Origin of the sequence: Streptomyces sp. NPDC085931, assembly GCF_044540565.1 — a bacterium.
Lineage (GTDB): Bacteria > Actinomycetota > Actinomycetes > Streptomycetales > Streptomycetaceae > Streptomyces.
In genome coordinates this window covers 1-16147 of the sequence record NZ_JBITSK010000008.1, presented here as the reverse complement: position 1 = coordinate 16147, position 16147 = coordinate 1, and the positions used below count along the sequence as shown (strand labels likewise).

At 74.6% G+C, this 16147-nt stretch carries 15 protein-coding genes and 1 rRNA gene; 3 read left to right on the top strand and 13 right to left on the bottom strand.

What is annotated here, in order from left to right:
- Positions 1-16: 16 nt before the first annotated feature.
- Entirely contained in the window at positions 17-973 is a 957-nt protein-coding gene (locus ACIGAN_RS18175; RefSeq protein WP_399858634.1) for an LLM class F420-dependent oxidoreductase, read from the bottom strand.
- A 129-nt stretch (positions 974-1102) separates the two neighbouring features.
- Between ACIGAN_RS18175 and ACIGAN_RS18170 the strand changes: the two genes are divergently transcribed.
- The gene (locus ACIGAN_RS18170; protein ID WP_399858631.1) at positions 1103-2755 is read left to right on the top strand and encodes a PucR family transcriptional regulator; all 1653 of its coding nucleotides are present in this window, start codon (positions 1103-1105) and stop codon (positions 2753-2755) included.
- A gap of 6 nt (positions 2756-2761) precedes the next feature.
- On the opposite strand, the gene ACIGAN_RS18165 is transcribed toward ACIGAN_RS18170, so the two are convergent.
- The 5 genes from ACIGAN_RS18165 to ACIGAN_RS18145 form a co-directional block, all read right to left on the bottom strand.
- Positions 2762-3904 carry a glycosyltransferase family 4 protein gene (locus ACIGAN_RS18165; RefSeq protein ID WP_365737251.1) on the bottom strand — a complete coding sequence of 381 codons (1143 nt, stop codon included), beginning with the start codon at positions 3902-3904 and terminating at the stop codon, positions 2762-2764.
- 205 nt (positions 3905-4109) lie between these two features.
- On the bottom strand, positions 4110-5828 hold the full coding sequence (gene recN, locus ACIGAN_RS18160; RefSeq protein WP_365089770.1) for a DNA repair protein RecN: 1719 nt from the start codon (positions 5826-5828) through the stop codon (positions 4110-4112).
- A gap of 70 nt (positions 5829-5898) precedes the next feature.
- Positions 5899-6804, bottom strand: a complete 906-nt coding sequence (locus ACIGAN_RS18155; RefSeq protein ID WP_094055423.1) for an NAD kinase — start codon at positions 6802-6804, stop codon at positions 5899-5901.
- Entirely contained in the window at positions 6801-7616 is an 816-nt protein-coding gene (locus ACIGAN_RS18150) for a TlyA family RNA methyltransferase (RefSeq protein ID WP_399858628.1), read from the bottom strand. Before ACIGAN_RS18150 ends, ACIGAN_RS18155 begins: the two co-directional genes overlap by 4 nt.
- A gap of 7 nt (positions 7617-7623) precedes the next feature.
- Complete coding sequence (locus ACIGAN_RS18145; RefSeq protein ID WP_399858625.1) at positions 7624-7956, bottom strand: hypothetical protein; 333 nt, start codon at positions 7954-7956, stop codon at positions 7624-7626.
- 42 nt (positions 7957-7998) lie between these two features.
- On the opposite strand from ACIGAN_RS18145, the gene ACIGAN_RS18140 reads away from it, so the two are divergent.
- Positions 7999-8346 (top strand): sterol-binding protein, encoded by a 348-nt coding sequence (locus ACIGAN_RS18140; RefSeq protein ID WP_365089738.1) that lies wholly within the window; start codon positions 7999-8001, stop codon positions 8344-8346.
- Between the two features lie 17 nt (positions 8347-8363).
- Here ACIGAN_RS18140 and ACIGAN_RS18135 read toward each other — a convergent pair whose 3' ends face one another.
- The 4 genes from ACIGAN_RS18135 to ACIGAN_RS18120 form a co-directional block, all read right to left on the bottom strand.
- Positions 8364-9299, bottom strand: a complete 936-nt coding sequence (locus tag ACIGAN_RS18135) for an ABC transporter ATP-binding protein (protein WP_399858622.1) — start codon at positions 9297-9299, stop codon at positions 8364-8366.
- Complete coding sequence (locus ACIGAN_RS18130) at positions 9296-10375, bottom strand: FecCD family ABC transporter permease (protein ID WP_365737255.1); 1080 nt, start codon at positions 10373-10375, stop codon at positions 9296-9298. Before ACIGAN_RS18130 ends, ACIGAN_RS18135 begins: the two co-directional genes overlap by 4 nt.
- Positions 10376-10413: 38 nt before the next feature.
- A complete protein-coding gene (locus ACIGAN_RS18125; RefSeq protein ID WP_365089743.1) occupies positions 10414-11457 on the bottom strand; it encodes a FecCD family ABC transporter permease in 1044 nt (347 codons plus the stop codon).
- A gap of 75 nt (positions 11458-11532) precedes the next feature.
- Entirely contained in the window at positions 11533-12573 is a 1041-nt protein-coding gene (locus tag ACIGAN_RS18120) for an HAD hydrolase-like protein (RefSeq protein ID WP_365737238.1), read from the bottom strand.
- Between the two features lie 73 nt (positions 12574-12646).
- Between ACIGAN_RS18120 and ACIGAN_RS18115 the strand changes: the two genes are divergently transcribed.
- Positions 12647-13939, top strand: coding sequence for a DUF1015 domain-containing protein (locus ACIGAN_RS18115; RefSeq protein WP_399858619.1), 1293 nt, complete (start codon positions 12647-12649; stop codon positions 13937-13939).
- 96 nt (positions 13940-14035) lie between these two features.
- Here the strand turns inward: ACIGAN_RS18115 and ACIGAN_RS18110 are convergent, their stop codons facing one another.
- The 3 genes from ACIGAN_RS18110 to rrf form a co-directional block, all read right to left on the bottom strand.
- Positions 14036-14809 carry a tetratricopeptide repeat protein gene (locus tag ACIGAN_RS18110; RefSeq protein ID WP_365737257.1) on the bottom strand — a complete coding sequence of 258 codons (774 nt, stop codon included), beginning with the start codon at positions 14807-14809 and terminating at the stop codon, positions 14036-14038.
- The gene (locus ACIGAN_RS18105; RefSeq protein ID WP_399859212.1) at positions 14701-15840 is read right to left on the bottom strand and encodes a hypothetical protein; all 1140 of its coding nucleotides are present in this window, start codon (positions 15838-15840) and stop codon (positions 14701-14703) included. The genes ACIGAN_RS18110 and ACIGAN_RS18105 overlap by 109 nt, the downstream gene beginning before the upstream one ends.
- A gap of 216 nt (positions 15841-16056) precedes the next feature.
- Positions 16057-16147 (bottom strand): 5S ribosomal RNA (gene rrf, locus ACIGAN_RS18100); the annotation flags it as partial.

Below are 16147 nucleotides of genomic sequence, written 5' to 3'. Positions count from 1 at the left end.
GGGGCCCTGGGGAGCCTCACTCCGGCTTGAGGGCCGTCAGGGTGCGCTCCCCGGCCGGGTCGCCCGCCGTGGCCGGGACGAGGGCTATCTCGTCCAGGCCGGCCTCGGCGTAGGCGTCGACGCGGGCGCGGACGGTGGCGGCGTCGCCGACGAGGGCGACCGTGCCCGCCGCCTCGGGCGGCAGGGCCCGCAGCAGGGTGTCCCGGTCGGCTCCCTTGACGGCCAGTTCGACGACCTCGGCGAACCCGGCGTCGACGAACATGTCGCTGTAGCCCGGTACGGGCAGGTAGCCGACGACGCCGCGCAGGATCTGGGTGAGCGACTCCGGCTCCGGGTCGACGGCGGCGGGCAGCCAGGCGGCCAGCCGCGGCGGGGTGCGCCCCGCCTTCTCGGCGGCCGCCAGCATCCGCGCCCGCAGCATCCGCACCTGCCCCGGCGAGACGAGGTCGAGGAGCATCCGGTCGGCGTGCCCGACGGCCGCGGCGACCGCGCGCTCACCGAACGCGGCGACGGTGAGCGTCCCGCCGGGCGGCGGCAGCCGGCGCCGGAAGCCGCTGCCGGGCACGACCGGCTCGCCCGGCACGCTCTCCATCAGCGCCCGCACGGCCGCGGCCGACTCCTCCAGGGTCGCGGCGGGCCGGGTGCGCGGCCGGCCGTGCACACCCTCGACGACCCGCTTGCTGGAGGTGCCGAGGGCGACGCCGACGGGCCGGCCGGTGAGGGCCGCGGTGGAGGCGGCGCCCCGGACGACGGTCAGCGGATCGCGCACGTTCACCGGCACGGGCCCGGCCGTCAGCGCGACCCGCTCGGTGGCCGCGCCGATCGCCGTCGCCAGCACGAACGCGTCCCAGGTCGGCCCCTCGCCCGCCCACACCTCCCGGTATCCGAGCCGGTCGGCGAGCACCGCGACCCGCAACGGCTCCTCGACCGGACTGTCGTCCTCCCGCCCCACCGCCACCACGCTCATGTCCATGACGGCGCCCGTACCCGGCCGGCCGGGCCGTAATCCGCGCGGCGTCCGCCGCGCGCCCGGCGCGGTGTGATCGTCCCGGTGCCCGTCCGGAGATGTCCGAGGGGCAGCCGTCCGGGTAGCGTCCGGCCCATGGAGAGCGGGACGGACAGCGGCTACGGCACCCAGGGCGCCGGGATCACCGTGCAGCGGGCGCTGGAGCTGCCGGGGCTGCGCAGCGGACTGCCCGAGGTGCTGGCGGGCGCCGACCGGCTCGGGCGGACGGTGCGCTGGGTGCACGCCGGCGAGGTGCCGCACATCGCCTCCCTGCTCAAGGGCGGCGAACTGCTGCTGACCACGGGCTACGGTCTCGGCACCCGCCCGGCCGAGCAGCGGGCGTTCGTGCGCACCCTGGCCGAGCGCGGCATCGCGGCCCTGGTGGTGGAGCTCGGCCCGCGCTTCACCCGGCTGCCCGCGGCCCTGGTCGACACCGCGCGCTCGGCCGGGCTGCCGCTGGTGCAGCTGCACCGCGAGGTGCCGTTCGTCACCGTGACGGAGGAGGTCCACACCGAGATCGTCAACGGCCACTACGCGCTGCTCCAGCGGGCCGAGGAGGTGCACCGCCGCTGCACGCGGGCCGTGCTCAGCGGCGGCGGGGTGCCCCAGGTGCTCGGCATCCTGGCCGACTTCGCCGCCAACCCGGTCTTCCTGGAGACGGCGGAGGGGCAGTTGCTGTACGCCGCCGGGGCCGGCCCCGAGGGCGCGGACCCGCTCCAGGTGTGGGAGGGGCTGCGCGGCCAGCACAGGGACGAACCGCCGCTGGCCGGCTCGCTGTTCGTGGACGTGCCGGGCGGCGGTCCCGGCAGCGGGGGCGTCCGGGCCCGGCTGGTGCTGCTTCCGGTCCGGTCACCCCTGGCGCCGGTGCACCGGATGGCCGCCGAGCGGGCCGCGGGCATCCTGGCCGTGGTGCTGATGCAGGCGCGGCAGGAGGAGGAGCTGGCCGCGCGCGGGCGGGGCGACTTCCTCACGGACCTCGCCGAGGGCCGGGTCACCGCCGAGGACGCCCCGGCACAGGCCCGGGTCCTGGGCTTCCGGCCGGGCGAGGGGCCGCTGCTGCCGGTCGTCATGCGGCTCGGCGACGCGCTCTCCCCGGGGGGCGGCTGGGCGGTACTGGCCCGGGCCGTCTCGGAGGAACTGGCGGCGGTGGGCATGCCGGTGCTGCTCGGGGTGCGGCCGGTGGAGGGGCGGGTGCTGGTGCTGCTCGGGCTGCGCGCGGAGGCGGAGCGGGCGGCGGTGGCCGACCGGGTGGCGGCGGCGCTGCGGGCCGGGGTGGGCCGGGCCGGGATGCTGCGGCCGGGCGGACAGCCGCCCGTGGTGGTCGTCGGAGTGGCGGGCGGCTGGACGGCGGCGGCTTCGGGCCTGCGGCACGCCGCCGAGACGGCCACGGCCGCCCAGGGGCTGCCGGACCGGCCCTGGTTCGACGCCCGCCGCCTGGACATCGACCTGCTGCTGTGGCGGCTGCGCGACGATCCGGACCTGGCGGCCTTCGTCGACCGGGCCCTCGGGCCGCTGCTGGAGCACGACCGCCGCTCCCGGCCGCCGCTGCTGCCCACCCTGACGACCTACCTCGCCCACGCGGGCCGCAAGGCGGAGACGGCCCGGGAGCTGCACCTGAACCGGCAGACGCTCTACAACCGGCTGGCGCGCATCGGGGAGTTGCTGGGCACGGACCTCGACGATCCGCAGACGGTACTGGCCCTGAGCCTGGCCCTGCGGGCCCGGCGCCACGTGCCCCAGGCCCTCTAGTCCAGGCTAGGCCAGGGGCAGGGGCCGGGTCAGTTCGTCGTAGACGCTGAGCACCTGGGCAACGGTCTCGTCCTCGGTCGGCCAGGTCGCCGCCTGCCGGGCGCCCTTCTCCCGCAGCCGGTCCCGGCGCCCGGGGTCGCCGAGCAGGTCCACGACGGACGCGGCGAGGGCCTGGGCGTCCCCTGCCGGGACGAGTGCGGCCGCGTCGCCGACGAGTTCGGGGATGCCGCCGACGTCGGTGGCGACGAGCGGCACACCGGCGTGGAGGGCCTCCTGGGCGAGCACCGAGCGGGCCTCCCAGCGGCTCGGCAGCAGGGCGAGGTCGGCGGCGGCGAGCAGGTCGCCGATGTCGTCACGGCGCCCGATGAGCCGGACCGGAAGTCCCTCGTCCTCGATGCGCCCCTGGAGTTCGCCGCGCAGTGGCCCCTCCCCCGCGATCACGACCAGGGGCAGGGGATCCAGGCGGCGCCACACGCGCGCGGCGTCCAGCAGCACGTCGTAGCCGCGGTGCCGCTCCAGGGAGCCGACGGCCATGAGCAACGGCCGTCCGGTCGCGCCGAGTTCGGCCCGCACCTTGGGCCGCAGCAGGTCGGGGTCCTCGGGCTCGGCGGGCCCGCGGGGGCCGGGCAGCGCCACGGCGGCCAGCCGTGCGTCCCGGGCGCCCGTCAGCCGGGCCCGGTCCACGAGCGCCGAGGTCGTGCCCAGCACCACCGTGGCCGCCTTGACGACCCGGCGTTCCAGCACGCGCAGCAGATGGGCCCGCGCCCCGTCGACGTGCGCCCGGTCGTGCCACGTGACCACCAGTGGGGTCCGCACGCGCCGCCCGCTGAGCGCGAGCACCGTCCGGAAGGAGGCGTGCAGCCCGTGGGCGTGCACCAGGTCGGCGTCGGCGCAGGCCGCCCGCAGCGCCGCCACCGACACGGGGTCACTGCTGCGCGGCACGTGCACGTGGTCGGCCCCGACCCCGCGGAAGTCGTAGGCGCGATCGGCCTCGGAGGGGGCGCACACCGTGACTCTCACGCCCCGGGCGACGAGCCCCGCGGCCAGCGAGCGCACATGCGCACTGCTGGCGGCATTGCCCCCGCCCAGCACCTGCACGGTGCGCAGCGGCGACTGGCCAGGCGGTGAGTGGCTGCTCACGGGCGTCACGTGGCCGGGCTCCTGGTTCGGTCGGGCGGTCACGGCGCGGGTTTCCCACGCGTACTCCGCCAAGGATGCCAGGCCGTACGGGGGTTCCGGGAACGACGGAACCGCGGCGGCGCGACCGCGGGGCGCGGCACCGGGGAAATGCGCCGGGCCGGGTCACCCACACGAGTGAAGTTGGGTAACCCGCCCGGCGCCGTGACGCCCTCTCCTACAGATCCGCCCGCGCCGTCGCCAGCAACTCCTCCGCGTGCGCCCGGGCCGTCTCCGAGTCCTCCTGGCCGGCGAGCATGCGGGACAGCTCCCGGACCCGCTCCTCCCCTTCCAGGACCTTGACGCCGGAGCGGGTCACGGACCCGTCGTTCGTCTTCTCGACCAGCAACTGCCGGTCGGCGAAGGCGGCCACCTGCGGCAGGTGCGTCACGACCACGACCTGCGCGGACTTCGCCAGGCGTGCCAGGCGCCGGCCGATCTCGACCGCCGCCTTGCCGCCGACCCCGGCGTCGACCTCGTCGAACAGGTACGTCGGCACCGGGTCCGTCCCCGCGAAGACGACCTCCACGGCCAGCATCACCCGGGACAGCTCACCGCCGGAGGCGCCCTTGGCGATCGGCCGGGGCGGCGCGCCCGGGTGCGGCGCCAGCAGCAGCTCCACCTCGTCCACACCGGCGGGCCCGTAGGCGACGGGCCGCCCGCCGACCTCGACGCCCTCGGGGTCCTCGGTCTGCCGGATGTCGAAGGACACGCGCGCGTGCGGCATGGCGAGGGAGGCCAGCTCCGCGGTCACGGCGGCGGCGAACCGCTCGGCGGCCTCCGTCCGCGCGTCCGTCAGGGCCTGCGCGAGCCCGCCCAGTTCGGCCCGCAGCGCGTCCCGCTCGGCGGTCAGCTCCCCGATCCGCTCGTCGTCGCCGTCGAGTTCGGTCAGCCGGGTGGCGCCGTTCTCCGCCCAGGCCAGCACGGCGGCGATGTCCTCGCCGTACTTGCGGGTCAGCCCGGTCAGCGCCGCCCGCCGCTCCTCGACGGCGGCCAGCCGCAGCGGATCGGCGTCCAGGTCGTCGGCGTAGCCCGCGAGGTCCCCGGCCGCGTCGCGCAGCAGGATCCCGATCTCGCCGATGCGGTCGGCCAGGGCGGCCAGGGCCGGGTCGTGCGACCGTACGGCGTCCAGGGCCCGCTGGGCGCCCGCGACGAGCGTCCCGGCGTCGACGCCCTCGGGGTCCTCCGGGTTGCCCGCGAGAGCGGCGTGAGCGGCCGCGGCGGCGGACGCCAGCGCCTCGGCGTGCCCGAGCCGCTCGGCCTCCTCGGCCAGCTCCACGTCCTCACCGGGCCGGGGCTCGACGGCGGCGATCTCGTCGAGCCCGTAGCGCAGCAGGTCGGCCTCCTGGGCCCGTTCCCGCGCGCGCGTGGTGATCTCCTCCAGCTCGGCGGAGACGGCCCGCAGCCGCTTGTACGCCTCGGCGTACTTGGCCAGCGGCACGGCGACCGCGTCGCCCGCGTACCGGTCGAGCGCCTGCCGCTGCCGGGACAGCTTGAGCAGCCCCTGCTGGTCGGTCTGCCCGTGCACGGCCACCAGCTCGTCGGCGAGCTCCGCCAGCACGCCCACGGGCACGCTGCGTCCGCCCAGGTGCGCCCGCGAGCGCCCCTCGGCCGAAACGGTACGGCTGATCAGCAGGGCACCGTCGTCGAGCTCGGCCCCGGCCTCCTCGGCGCGCAGCGCGGCCGTGTCGTCCGGGGAGACGGTGATCCGCCCCTCCACGACGGCCTTGCCGGCCCCGATCCGCACGAGCGCCGGGTCGGCCCGGCCGCCCAGCAGCAACCCCAGGCTGGTGACCACCATGGTCTTGCCCGCACCCGTCTCACCGGTGACCGCGGTGAACCCCGGCGACAGCTCGACGACAGCGTCGTCGATCACACCGAGCGACCGTATCCGCATCTCCTCCAACACGGACACGACCTTACGAGGTCCGGGCCGGGGATTGCGACCGGCCCGGCCTTGTCACCCGTTAGTGAGGAGCCCCTCGCCAGCCGGACACGGGCAGCGCGAACTTCGCCACCAGCCGGTCCGTGAACGACGCGTGGTGCAGCCGGGCCAGCCGCACCGGCACGGCCCCCCGCCGCACCTCCACCCTGGCCCCGGCCGGCAGTTCCACCGTCCGCCGCCCGTCGCACCACAGCACACCCGGCGGGATGTGGGGCAGCACCTCCACGGCCAGCACGGAGTCCGGCGAGGTCACCAGGGGCTTCGCGAACAGCGCGTGCGCGGAGATCGGCACCATCAGCAGCGCCTCCACCTCCGGCCACACCACCGGCCCGCCCGCGGAGAAGGCGTACGCGGTCGATCCCGTGGGCGTGGCGCACACGATCCCGTCGCAGCCGAACCCGGTGACCGGCCGTCCGTCGATCTCCAGGACGACCTCCAGCATCCGCTCGGCGGACACCTTCTGCACGGCCGCCTCGTTCAGCGCCCAGTCCGTGTGCACGATGTCGCCGTTCTGGTGCACCACGACGTCGACGGTCATCCGCTCCTCGACCTCGTACGCCTTGGTCACCACCCGGTCGACGACCTTGTCGAGGTCGTCGCGCTCGGCCTCGGCGAGGAAGCCGACCCGCCCGAGGTTGACGCCGAGCATCGGCACCCCCGACGCCCGCGCGAACTCGGCGCCGCGCAGCAGCGTCCCGTCGCCGCCCAGCACGATGAGCAGCTCGCACCCGTCGAGGCACTGCGGGGTCGCCTCCTTGACCAGCACCACCTCGTCCGGCAGCGGCAGGTCGCGGGCCTCGTCCTCCAGGACCCGCACGCCGAGGCCGGAGCGCAGCAGCCCCTTCACGACGAGCTCGGCACTGCGCACGGCCGCGGGCCGGCCGGTGTGGGCGAGCAGGAAAACAGTACGAGCTCGGTTCTCGGTCAACGCGGCCCCTCCGCCACTGCGCGGTCAACGTCGGCCGGGTCCGGTTCCGGTGCCCCGGCCCGCAGCCACAAGAAGTATTCGACATTCCCCGACGGCCCGGGCAGCGGACTGGCGGTCACGCCCTTCACCCCGAGCCCCAGCTCCCAGGCCTTCCGGGCCACCCCCAGGACCGTCTCGGCCCGCAGCTCGGGGCTGCGGACGACTCCCCCGCTGCCGAGCCGCTCCTTGCCCACCTCGAACTGCGGCTTGACCATCATCACCAGGTCGGCGTCCGGCTTCACGCACCGCACCAGGGCGGGCAGGACCAGCCCGAGCGGGATGAAGGAAAGATCCCCCACGACAAGATCCACAGGCTCCCCATCGATCGCTTCAAGCGTCAACTCGCGTACGTTCGTACGGTCCTTGACGGTGACGCGTTCATCGTTCTGCAGGGACCAGGCGAGTTGGCCGTATCCGACGTCCACGGCGACGACGTGCGCGGCGCCCGCCCGCAGCAGGACGTCGGTGAACCCGCCGGTCGACGCGCCGGCGTCCAGCGCCCTGCGGCCCTCGACGGCGAGGCCCTGCGGCACGAACACCTCCAGCGCGCCGGCGAGCTTGTGGCCGCCCCGGGAGACGTAGTCGGGATCGTTCTCGTCGGCCGCGACGACGATCGCGGCGGCGGTCTCCACCTGCGTGGCCGGTTTCGTCGCGACGGTCTTGCCGACGGAGACCCGCCCGGCGGCGATCAGCTGGCCGGCGTGCTCACGCGAGCGCGCGAGCTTGCGGCGGACCAGCTCCGCGTCCAGACGGCGTCGTGCGACTCCTGCCACGTTCGGTTCAGCTCCTCGGTCCAGGCGGCGGCGGGGGCGCCGGAGGTCCCGGGCGTACGTCGAGCGCGGTCAGCGCGTCGCGCAGCCCCCGGTGTACATCCTCGTACACCTCGATGTGCCCGTCCGTGGCGAGGTGGTCGGCGTCGCCGAGCCGGGTCAGGGCGGCGTCCACGCCGGCGTCGCCGGTGGGCGTGCGGGGCACGTTCAGGGGGGCGGGGGCGGCCGGGTCGGGCTCGGGCTCCGCCTGCCGCGCCTCCTGCGGGCAATCCGCCGGGAGGTCCTCCGCGAGGCCCGCCGGGAGGTCCGCGGGGAGGTCCGCGGGGGGAACTGCGTCGTCCATGCCCCGACGCTACCGCGAACCGCTGCGGTACCGTCGGTCGCGATGGCCACGATCGAGGAGTGCCGCAGCGCACTCGACAAGCTCTCGGACAGCATGCAGCGCGCCGAAGGGGACGTCCGCGAGGCCGCGGCTCTGGACCGCTCGGTGAGCTGTCACATCACGGACCTGGACGTCACCTTCGTGGGCCGGATGCGGGGCGGCCGGATCGAGGTGCACGACACGGTGCCCGGACCGCCGCCGGACAAGGCCGGGATCAGACTGGCCATGACCGGCGACGACCTGGTGGCCCTGGTCGACGGTGAGCTGAGCTTCGCCACGGCCTGGGGTTCGGGCCGGGTGAAGCTGCACGCGGGGCTGCGGGACCTGCTCCGCCTCAGGAAACTGCTGTAGCGGCGGCCTTCTCCGTCTCAGGAGGCTTCCGTGGCGGCGATCTTCTCCGCCCCGGTCTCCGCCGTGGCCCGCGGCCCGGCCGCCTCCCGCACCCGTGCCTTGCGCGCCGCCGGCACGACCAGGGGGGTGCCCGTCTCCGGGTCGTCGATGACCTGGCAGCGCAGTCCGAAGACCTCCTCGACCAGCTCGGCCGTGACGATGTCCTTCGGCGCGCCCTCGGCGATGACCGTGCCCTGCCGCAGGGCGATGAGGTGGGTGGCGTAGCGGGCCGCGTGGTTCAGGTCGTGCAGCACGGCGACCAGCGTGCGCCCCTGCTCCTCGTGCAGCTGCGCGCACAGGTCCAGCACGTCGATCTGGTGCTGGATGTCCAGGTACGTCGTCGGCTCGTCGAGCAGCAGCAGCGGGGTCTGCTGGGCCAGCGCCATGGCGATCCACACGCGCTGGCGCTGACCGCCCGAGAGCTCGTCGACGTAACGGTCGGCGAGTTCCGCCACGCCGGTCTGCCGCATGGACTCCTGCACGACCCGCTCGTCCTCGGTGGACCACTGGCGCAGGATGCCCTGGTGCGGGTAGCGGCCGCGGCCGACGAGGTCGGCGACGGTGATGCCGTCGGGCGCGATGGACGACTGGGGCAGCAGGCCGAGGGTGCGGGCGACCTTCTTGGCGGGCAGGGACTGGATGACCTGCCCGTCGAGCAGGACCCGGCCCTCGCTCGGCTTGAGCATCCGCGACAGGGCCCGCAGCAGTGTCGACTTGCCGCAGGCGTTGGGCCCGACGATCACGGTGAAGGAGTGGTCGGGTATCTCCACCGACAACTGCTCGGCGATGACCCGCTGGTCGTAGGCGAGGGTGACGTTCTCGGCGGACAGACGGTTCACGGTGCTCCTTCGGTTGTTCAGCCCGCTGCTGTTGCTGCTCCGGGCGCTCGTGCCCGCTGCGGTGCCGGTACTCATATCCGCCCCGCCTTGCGTTCGGTGACCAGCAGCCACAGCAGGTAGACACCGCCGAGCACGCCGGTGACGACGCCCACGGGCAACTGCTCGGCGCCGAACGCCCGCTGCGAGGCCCAGTCGGCGACGACCAGCAGGGCGGCGCCCATGCACAGGGAGGCCGGCAGGTTCGGCCCGGGCGACCGGGTCAGCCGCCGGGCCAGCTGCGGAGCGGTCAGCGCCACGAAGCTGACGGGACCGGCCGCGGCGGTCGCGGACGCGGTGAGCAGCACCGCGGCGACCATCAGCAGCAGCCGGACGCGCTCCACCCGCACCCCGAGGGCGTACGCCACGTCGTCGCCCATCTCCATCATCCGCAGCCCCCGGCCGTTGACCAGCACGAGCGGCACGAGCACCGCGCACAGGGCGAGCAGCGGCCACACCTGCGCCCAGTCACGGCCGTCGAGGGAGCCGGTCATCCACACCACCGCGCGGGCCGCGTCCACGATGTCCGATTTGGTGAGCAGATAGCCGTTGACCGCGGTGACGATCGCGGAGACGCCGATGCCGACCAGGACCAGCCGGTAGCCGTGCACACCCCGCTTCCAGGCCAGCACGTAGATCGCGAAGCCGGTCAGCAGGCCACCCGCGAGCGCGCCGAGCGCGACCTGGTTGGCGCTGCCGGAGAACAGCACGATCATCGTGAGCGCGCCGGCCGTCGCCCCCTGGCCGAGGCCGAGCACGTCCGGACTGCCCAGCGGATTGCGGGAGATGGACTGGAACAGCGCGCCGCCCAGCCCCAGCGAGGCGCCCACCAGCAGCCCCACCAGGACCCGCGGCAGCCGCAGCTCGTTGACGATGAACTCCTGGCCCGCGGTGCCCTCGCCCACCAGCGTGCGCAGCACGTCGGCGGCCGGGATCGGGAAGTCGCCGGTGCCGATGAGCACCACGCTCGCCGCGAGCGCCACGATCAGCAGCAGGAGCACGACGGCGAAGGCCCGCACGTCCAGGCGTATCGACAGCCCGCCCGGGGTCCGCACGACACGGCTGGTGCTCTTCGCGGTGCCGCCGGCGGCCTTCGCGGTGCCGGCGCTCCTCACGGCATCGCCGGTGGCCTTCGCGGCACGGTTGGTGGTCTTCACAGCTGCGCCGTCCTCCGCCGTCGTACGAGGTAGATGAACACCGGGCCGCCGAGGATCGCGGTGACGATGCCCACCTGGAGTTCCGCGGGCCGGGCCACGATCCGGCCGATCACGTCGGCGCCCAGCAGCAGCACCGGCGACAGGATCGCCGCGTACGGCAGGATCCAGCGCAGGTCGGGCCCGGTGAAGGAGCGCACCACGTGCGGCACCATCAGCCCGACGAACACGATCGGCCCGCACGCGGCGGTCGCCGCCCCGCACAGCACGGTCGCGGCCAGCATCGACAGCGCCCGGGTCCGGTTCAGGTTGGCGCCGAGCGCCTTGGCGGTGTCGTCGCCCATGGCCATGGCGTTGAGCGGCCGGGCCAGGGCCAGCGCGAGGACCATGCCGGTGAGCAGGAACGGCAGGACCTGCTCGATGGTCGAGTCGGTCGCCGCGGAGAGCGAACCGAGCGTCCAGAAGCGCATCTTGCCGAGCGCCGCGTCGTCCATGATCATCACGGCCTGGAGGTAGCCGAAGAGCGCGGCGCTGATCGCCGTGCCGGCGAGGGCCAGCCGCACCGGTGTCGCCCCCCGGCTGCCGCCGAGGAACCAGACCAGCGCCCCGACCGCGGCGGCTCCGAAGAACGCGAACCACACGTAGCCGGTGAGCGAGGTGACGCCCAGGAACGTGATGGCCGTGACGACCGCGGCGGACGCGCCCGCGTTGATGCCGAGCAGTCCGGGATCGGCCAGCGGGTTGCGCGTGAGGGCCTGCAGCACCGCCCCGGCCAGTCCGAGGGCGGCACCGGCGAGCAGCCCGAGCACGGTACGCGACAGCCGCTCCGCGACGACGACGTCGCCGTAGCTCCCCGAGTCCTCGAACAGGCCGTGCCAGACCTGGCCGAGGGAGAGCTCTTTCGCTCCGATCGCGATACTCGCCAGTGCGACGAGCACCAGGATCGCGACGGACAGGAGCAGCCCAAAGGCACGCGCCGCACGTCGGGTTGGGGGCGCGGGGGCGGTCTCCGCGCGCTGTTCGGGGGGACTCTCGACCAACACGCAGTTAGGTTAGCCTATCCTCGCAATCGATCACGAGGCGAGAGCCGGGCCGCCCCTCGCCTCCACGCCCCGCGCTCACATCCCCAGCCGCGCCAGCGCCTTCCCGCTGTCCAGACCGCACTCCCCGTCACCGGCGGCCGACCATGCCGCGGCGCACAGCGCCCGCAGACCGTCCAGCGCGTCACCCTCCCCGTCGAGCTCCAGCCGGTCCGTGCCGGCCTTCGCCGTCCAGCCACCGCACCGGAACGCGCCCTCGCCCGCCTCGCCCGCCTCGACGACGTCCGGCTGGCCGCCCAGCAGCCCGCGCAGGTCGGCGTCCACGTACGTCGGCCGGTGCTGCGGCGGAGCGGCCAGCAGCTGCGCCCCGTCGGTGACGCCGGTCAGGACGAGCAGCGAGTCGACCTCCCCGTTGAACGCGCCCTCGATGTCCGTGTCCAGCCGGTCCCCGACGACCAGCGGCCGCTCCGCCCCCGTCCGCAGGATCGTCTCCCGGTGCATCGGCGGCAGCGGCTTGCCCGCGACCTGCGGCTCGGCGCCCGTGGCGATCCGGACGACCTCCACGGCCGCTCCGTTGCCCGGCGCGATACCGCGTCCGCTGGGGATCGTCAGGTCCGTGTTGGACGCGAACCACGGCACACCCCGGGCGACCGCGTAGGAGGCCTCGGCGAACCGGCCCCAGGGCAGGTCGGGCCCGCCGTACCCCTGCACGACCGCCACCGGATCGTCGTCCGCCGACTCGACCGGCTCCAGCCCCCGCTCCCGCAGCGCGACCCGCAGCCCCTCGCCGCCGATGACCAGCACCCGCGCGCCCCGCGGCACCTGCTCGCTGATCAGCCGCGCGACCGCCTGCGCGGAGGTGATGACGTCCTCCGCGCCCGTCGGTATGCCCAGCTCGGTGAGATGCCCGGCCACCGCGTCCGGGGTGCGCAGCGCGTTGTTGGTCACGTACGCCAGACGCATCCCGCCCTCGCGGGCCGACGCCAGCGACTCGACCGCGTGCTCGATCGCGCTCCCGCCCGCGTAGACGACCCCGTCCAGGTCGAGCAGTGCCGTGTCGTAGGCCTCGCTCAGGGCCTGCCCACTGCCCTCGGGCCTCGTCCTGACGCTCCGGCTCATCCCGCATCGCTCCTCGGTTCGGCGGCTTTCCCCCGATCATCCCCCATGCCACCGACACCCGTACGATGCCGGGATGAAGACAGCAGGTCACTCGGAGGCAACGGTGCACCGAGGCCTGGAACTCACCCCGTTCCGAGGCCTTCGTTACGACCCCGACCGGGTCGGCAGCCTTGCCGCCGTCACATCTCCGCCGTACGACGTCGTGGTGCGCCCCGACGGCCTGCACCACCTCGAATCCTCCGACCCGCACAACATCGTCCGCCTGATCCTCCCCCAGGCCGCCACCGCCGGCGCCCGCAACGAACAGGCCGCCGCCACCCTGCGCCACTGGCTGGCCGAGGGCATCCTCACCACCGAGCCGGAACCCTGCCTGTACGTCTACGAGCAGCACGACGGCGAGGGCATGCTGCAGCGCGGCCTCATCGGCGCCCTGCGCGTGTCCGACCCGGCCGAGCGGGTCGTGCTGCCGCACGAGGACGTCATGCCGCATGTCGTCGAGGACCGCGCGGCCCTGATGCGGGCCACCTCGGCGAACCTGGAGCCCCTGCTGCTGACGTACCGCGGTGACGACTCGTCGGCCGCGACGGCGGACCTGATCGAGCGCACCGCCGATCGGCCCCCGCTCCTCGCGACCACCACGGAGGACGGCTTCCGCCACCGCCTGTGGGCGGTCACCGACCCCGCCGAGCTCGCCACGATCCAGCACGACCTGGCCCGCCACCAGGCTCTCATCGCCGACGGCCACCACCGCTGGGCGACCTACCGCCGCCTGCGCACGGAGCACCCCTCGCCCAGCCCGTGGGACCACGGCCTGGTCCTCCTCGTCGACACGGCCCGCTACCCCCTGCGGGTCCGCGCCATCCACCGCCTCCTGCACGACCTGCCGGTCGGCGAGGCGGTGGCCGCCCTGGACGGCCGCTTCCGCGTATGCCGTCTCGACGTGCCGCTCTCCGAGGCCCTGGCGGCACTGGCGGACGCGGCCTGCGCGGGCAACGCGTTCCTGCTGGCCGGCGACGGCGCCTTCCACCTCGTCGACCGCCCGGACCCGGACCTGCTGGCCCGCACGATCCCGGCCGACCGGCCCACGGCCTGGCGCACTTTGGACGCGACGGTCCTGCACGCCACGCTCCTCGACCACGTCTGGCACATCCCCGACGACTCCCCCGACCGCATCGCCTACATCCACGACACGGCCGCGACGGTCGCCAAGGCCGAGCGCGACGGCGGTACGGCCGTCCTGATGCACCCGGTCCGCGAGGAGGTCGTCCGCGACCTGGCCCGGCAGGGCGTGACCATGCCGCGCAAGTCGACGTCGTTCGGCCCGAAGCCGGCGACGGGGCTGGTCCTGCGCGCGCTGGACCTCTGACCCGCGCTCCACGACAGGCGAAAGGGGGCGGACCCCGACCGGGATCCGCCCCCTTCACTCACGCGACTCGCTCATGGCCGGACGTCAGTCCTCACGTCAGTCCTTGTGCTCCGGCTCGTCAGCAGCCGCGTCGCCGTCCGCACCGCCACCCGGAACCTCATCGGTGTTCTCGTCCTCGTCCTCGTCATCCTCGGAGAGGACGTCCAGGAACTCCACACCGTCCAGCTCGGCGAGCCGGTCCGAGGCGTCCGTGCTGCCGTCCCGGTCGGCCTCGACGGCCTTCGCGAACCACTCCCGCGCCTCGTCCTCACGCCCGGCGGCCAGCAGCGCGTCCGCGTACGCGTAGCGCAGGCGCGCGGTCCAGGGCTGCACCGAGCTGGCCGCCAGCTCGGGGCTCTGGAGCGTCACGATGGCCGCGTCCAGCTGCCCCATGTCCCGCCGCGCACCGGCCGCGACGAGCCGCATCTCGACCTGTCCGGCCTTGTCCAGCTTGTGCACCTCGGGCGCACCGGCCATGTCCAGGGCCTTCTCCGGCCGCCCGAGCCCACGCTCGCAGTCCGCCATGACCGGCCACAGGTCGGTGTTCCCGGTCATCCGCTTGGCGGCCCGGAACTCGGCCAGCGCCTCGCCGTACTTCTGGTTGGCGTAGGCCGCGAATCCGGCGGCCTCCCGCACGGCGGCGACTCGCGAGGCCAGCCGCAGCGCGATCCTGGAGTACGCGTACGCGCCCTCGGGGTCCTCGTCGAGGAGCCGCGCGACCATCACCAGGTTCCTGGCGACGTCCTCCGCGAGCGTCTTCGGCAGGCTCTGCAGCTCCTGCCGAACGTCCTTGTCGATCTCGTCCCCGGTGACGTCCTCGGGGATCGGCAGGCGCTTGATCGGCTCCCGGTCCCGCTCCCGCTCCTCACGGAACCGGCCGCCGCCACCGCGTCGGTCGTCACGGCCGCCACGGAAGCCGCCGCCGGGCCGCCCGCCACGGTCGTCACGCCGGGGCCCGCGCCCACCGCGGTCGTCACGGCCACCACGGAATCCACCCCGGTCACCGTCACGCCGGTCGTCGCGCCGGTCATCGCGCCGGTCGTCCCGTCGGAACTCGCCACGGCTCTCACCGCGCGGACCGTCCTCACGACGGAACCCGGGACGCCCGCCACGACCGGCGTCCTCACGGTCACGCCGGAACCCACCACGATCCCCGCGGTCGTCACGCCCCCGGAAGCCCCCACGGTCATCCCGCCGGAACCCACGGTCACGCTCCCGGTCGTCACCGCGGAAGCCGCGATCCCGGTCGTCACCGCGGTTCCCACGGTCGCGATCGTCGCTGCGGAAGCCACGGTCGCGGTCGCGGTCCCGGAAGTCGCGGCGCTCGCCGCGGTCGTCACGCCGGGGGAATCCGCCGCGGTCACCGTCACGCCGGTCATCCCGGCGGTCGTCACGACGATCGTCCCGCCGGTCATCGCGTCGGTCGTCCCGCCGGAAGCCCTCACGGGCTCCGCGGTCGTCGCGGCGCTGGAACCCACCGCGGTCGCGGTCGTCACGACGCCCGTACCCGCCGCCCCGGTTGTCGTCACGACGACTGTCCTCACGCCGGCTGTCGTCGCGCCGGTTGTCGTCACGGCGGAAGCCACCGCGGTCTCCGCGATCCCCGCGGTCGTCGCGGCGGAAGGAGGGACGGTCGCCACGGTCACCACGGTCGTCGCGACGGAAGGGAGGACGGTCACCACGATCGTCGCGGCGGAAACCACCCCGGTCACGGTCGTCACGCCGGCCGTAGCCGCCCCCACGGCTGTCGTCCCGACGGGTGTCATCCCGGCGGTTGTCGTCACGTCGGAAGCCACCGCGCTCGCCGCGATCGTCACGGCGCTCACCACGGTCGTTCCGACGGAAGCCGCCTCGATCGCCACGGTCCCCGCGCTGACCGCCGCGGTCGCTCCGGCCGTCCTCCCGTCGCCGCTGGTCGCGCTCCGGTCGGTCGTCGGGAGAGTTGGTGGACATGGTGACTCCTGTCTTCGGTACCGCAAGTCATTCTCGCGCAGCCGGGTGCCCAGCGCGCAGTGCAAAAACAAAAAGGACCCCTGGTCCCAGCTGAACGCTGGTGACCAGGGGTCCTTCCAAAGATTGTTCGGCGGCGTCCTACTCTCCCACAGGGTCCCCCCTGCAGTACCATCGGCGCTGTAAGGCTTAGCTTCCGGGTTCGGAATGTAACCGGGC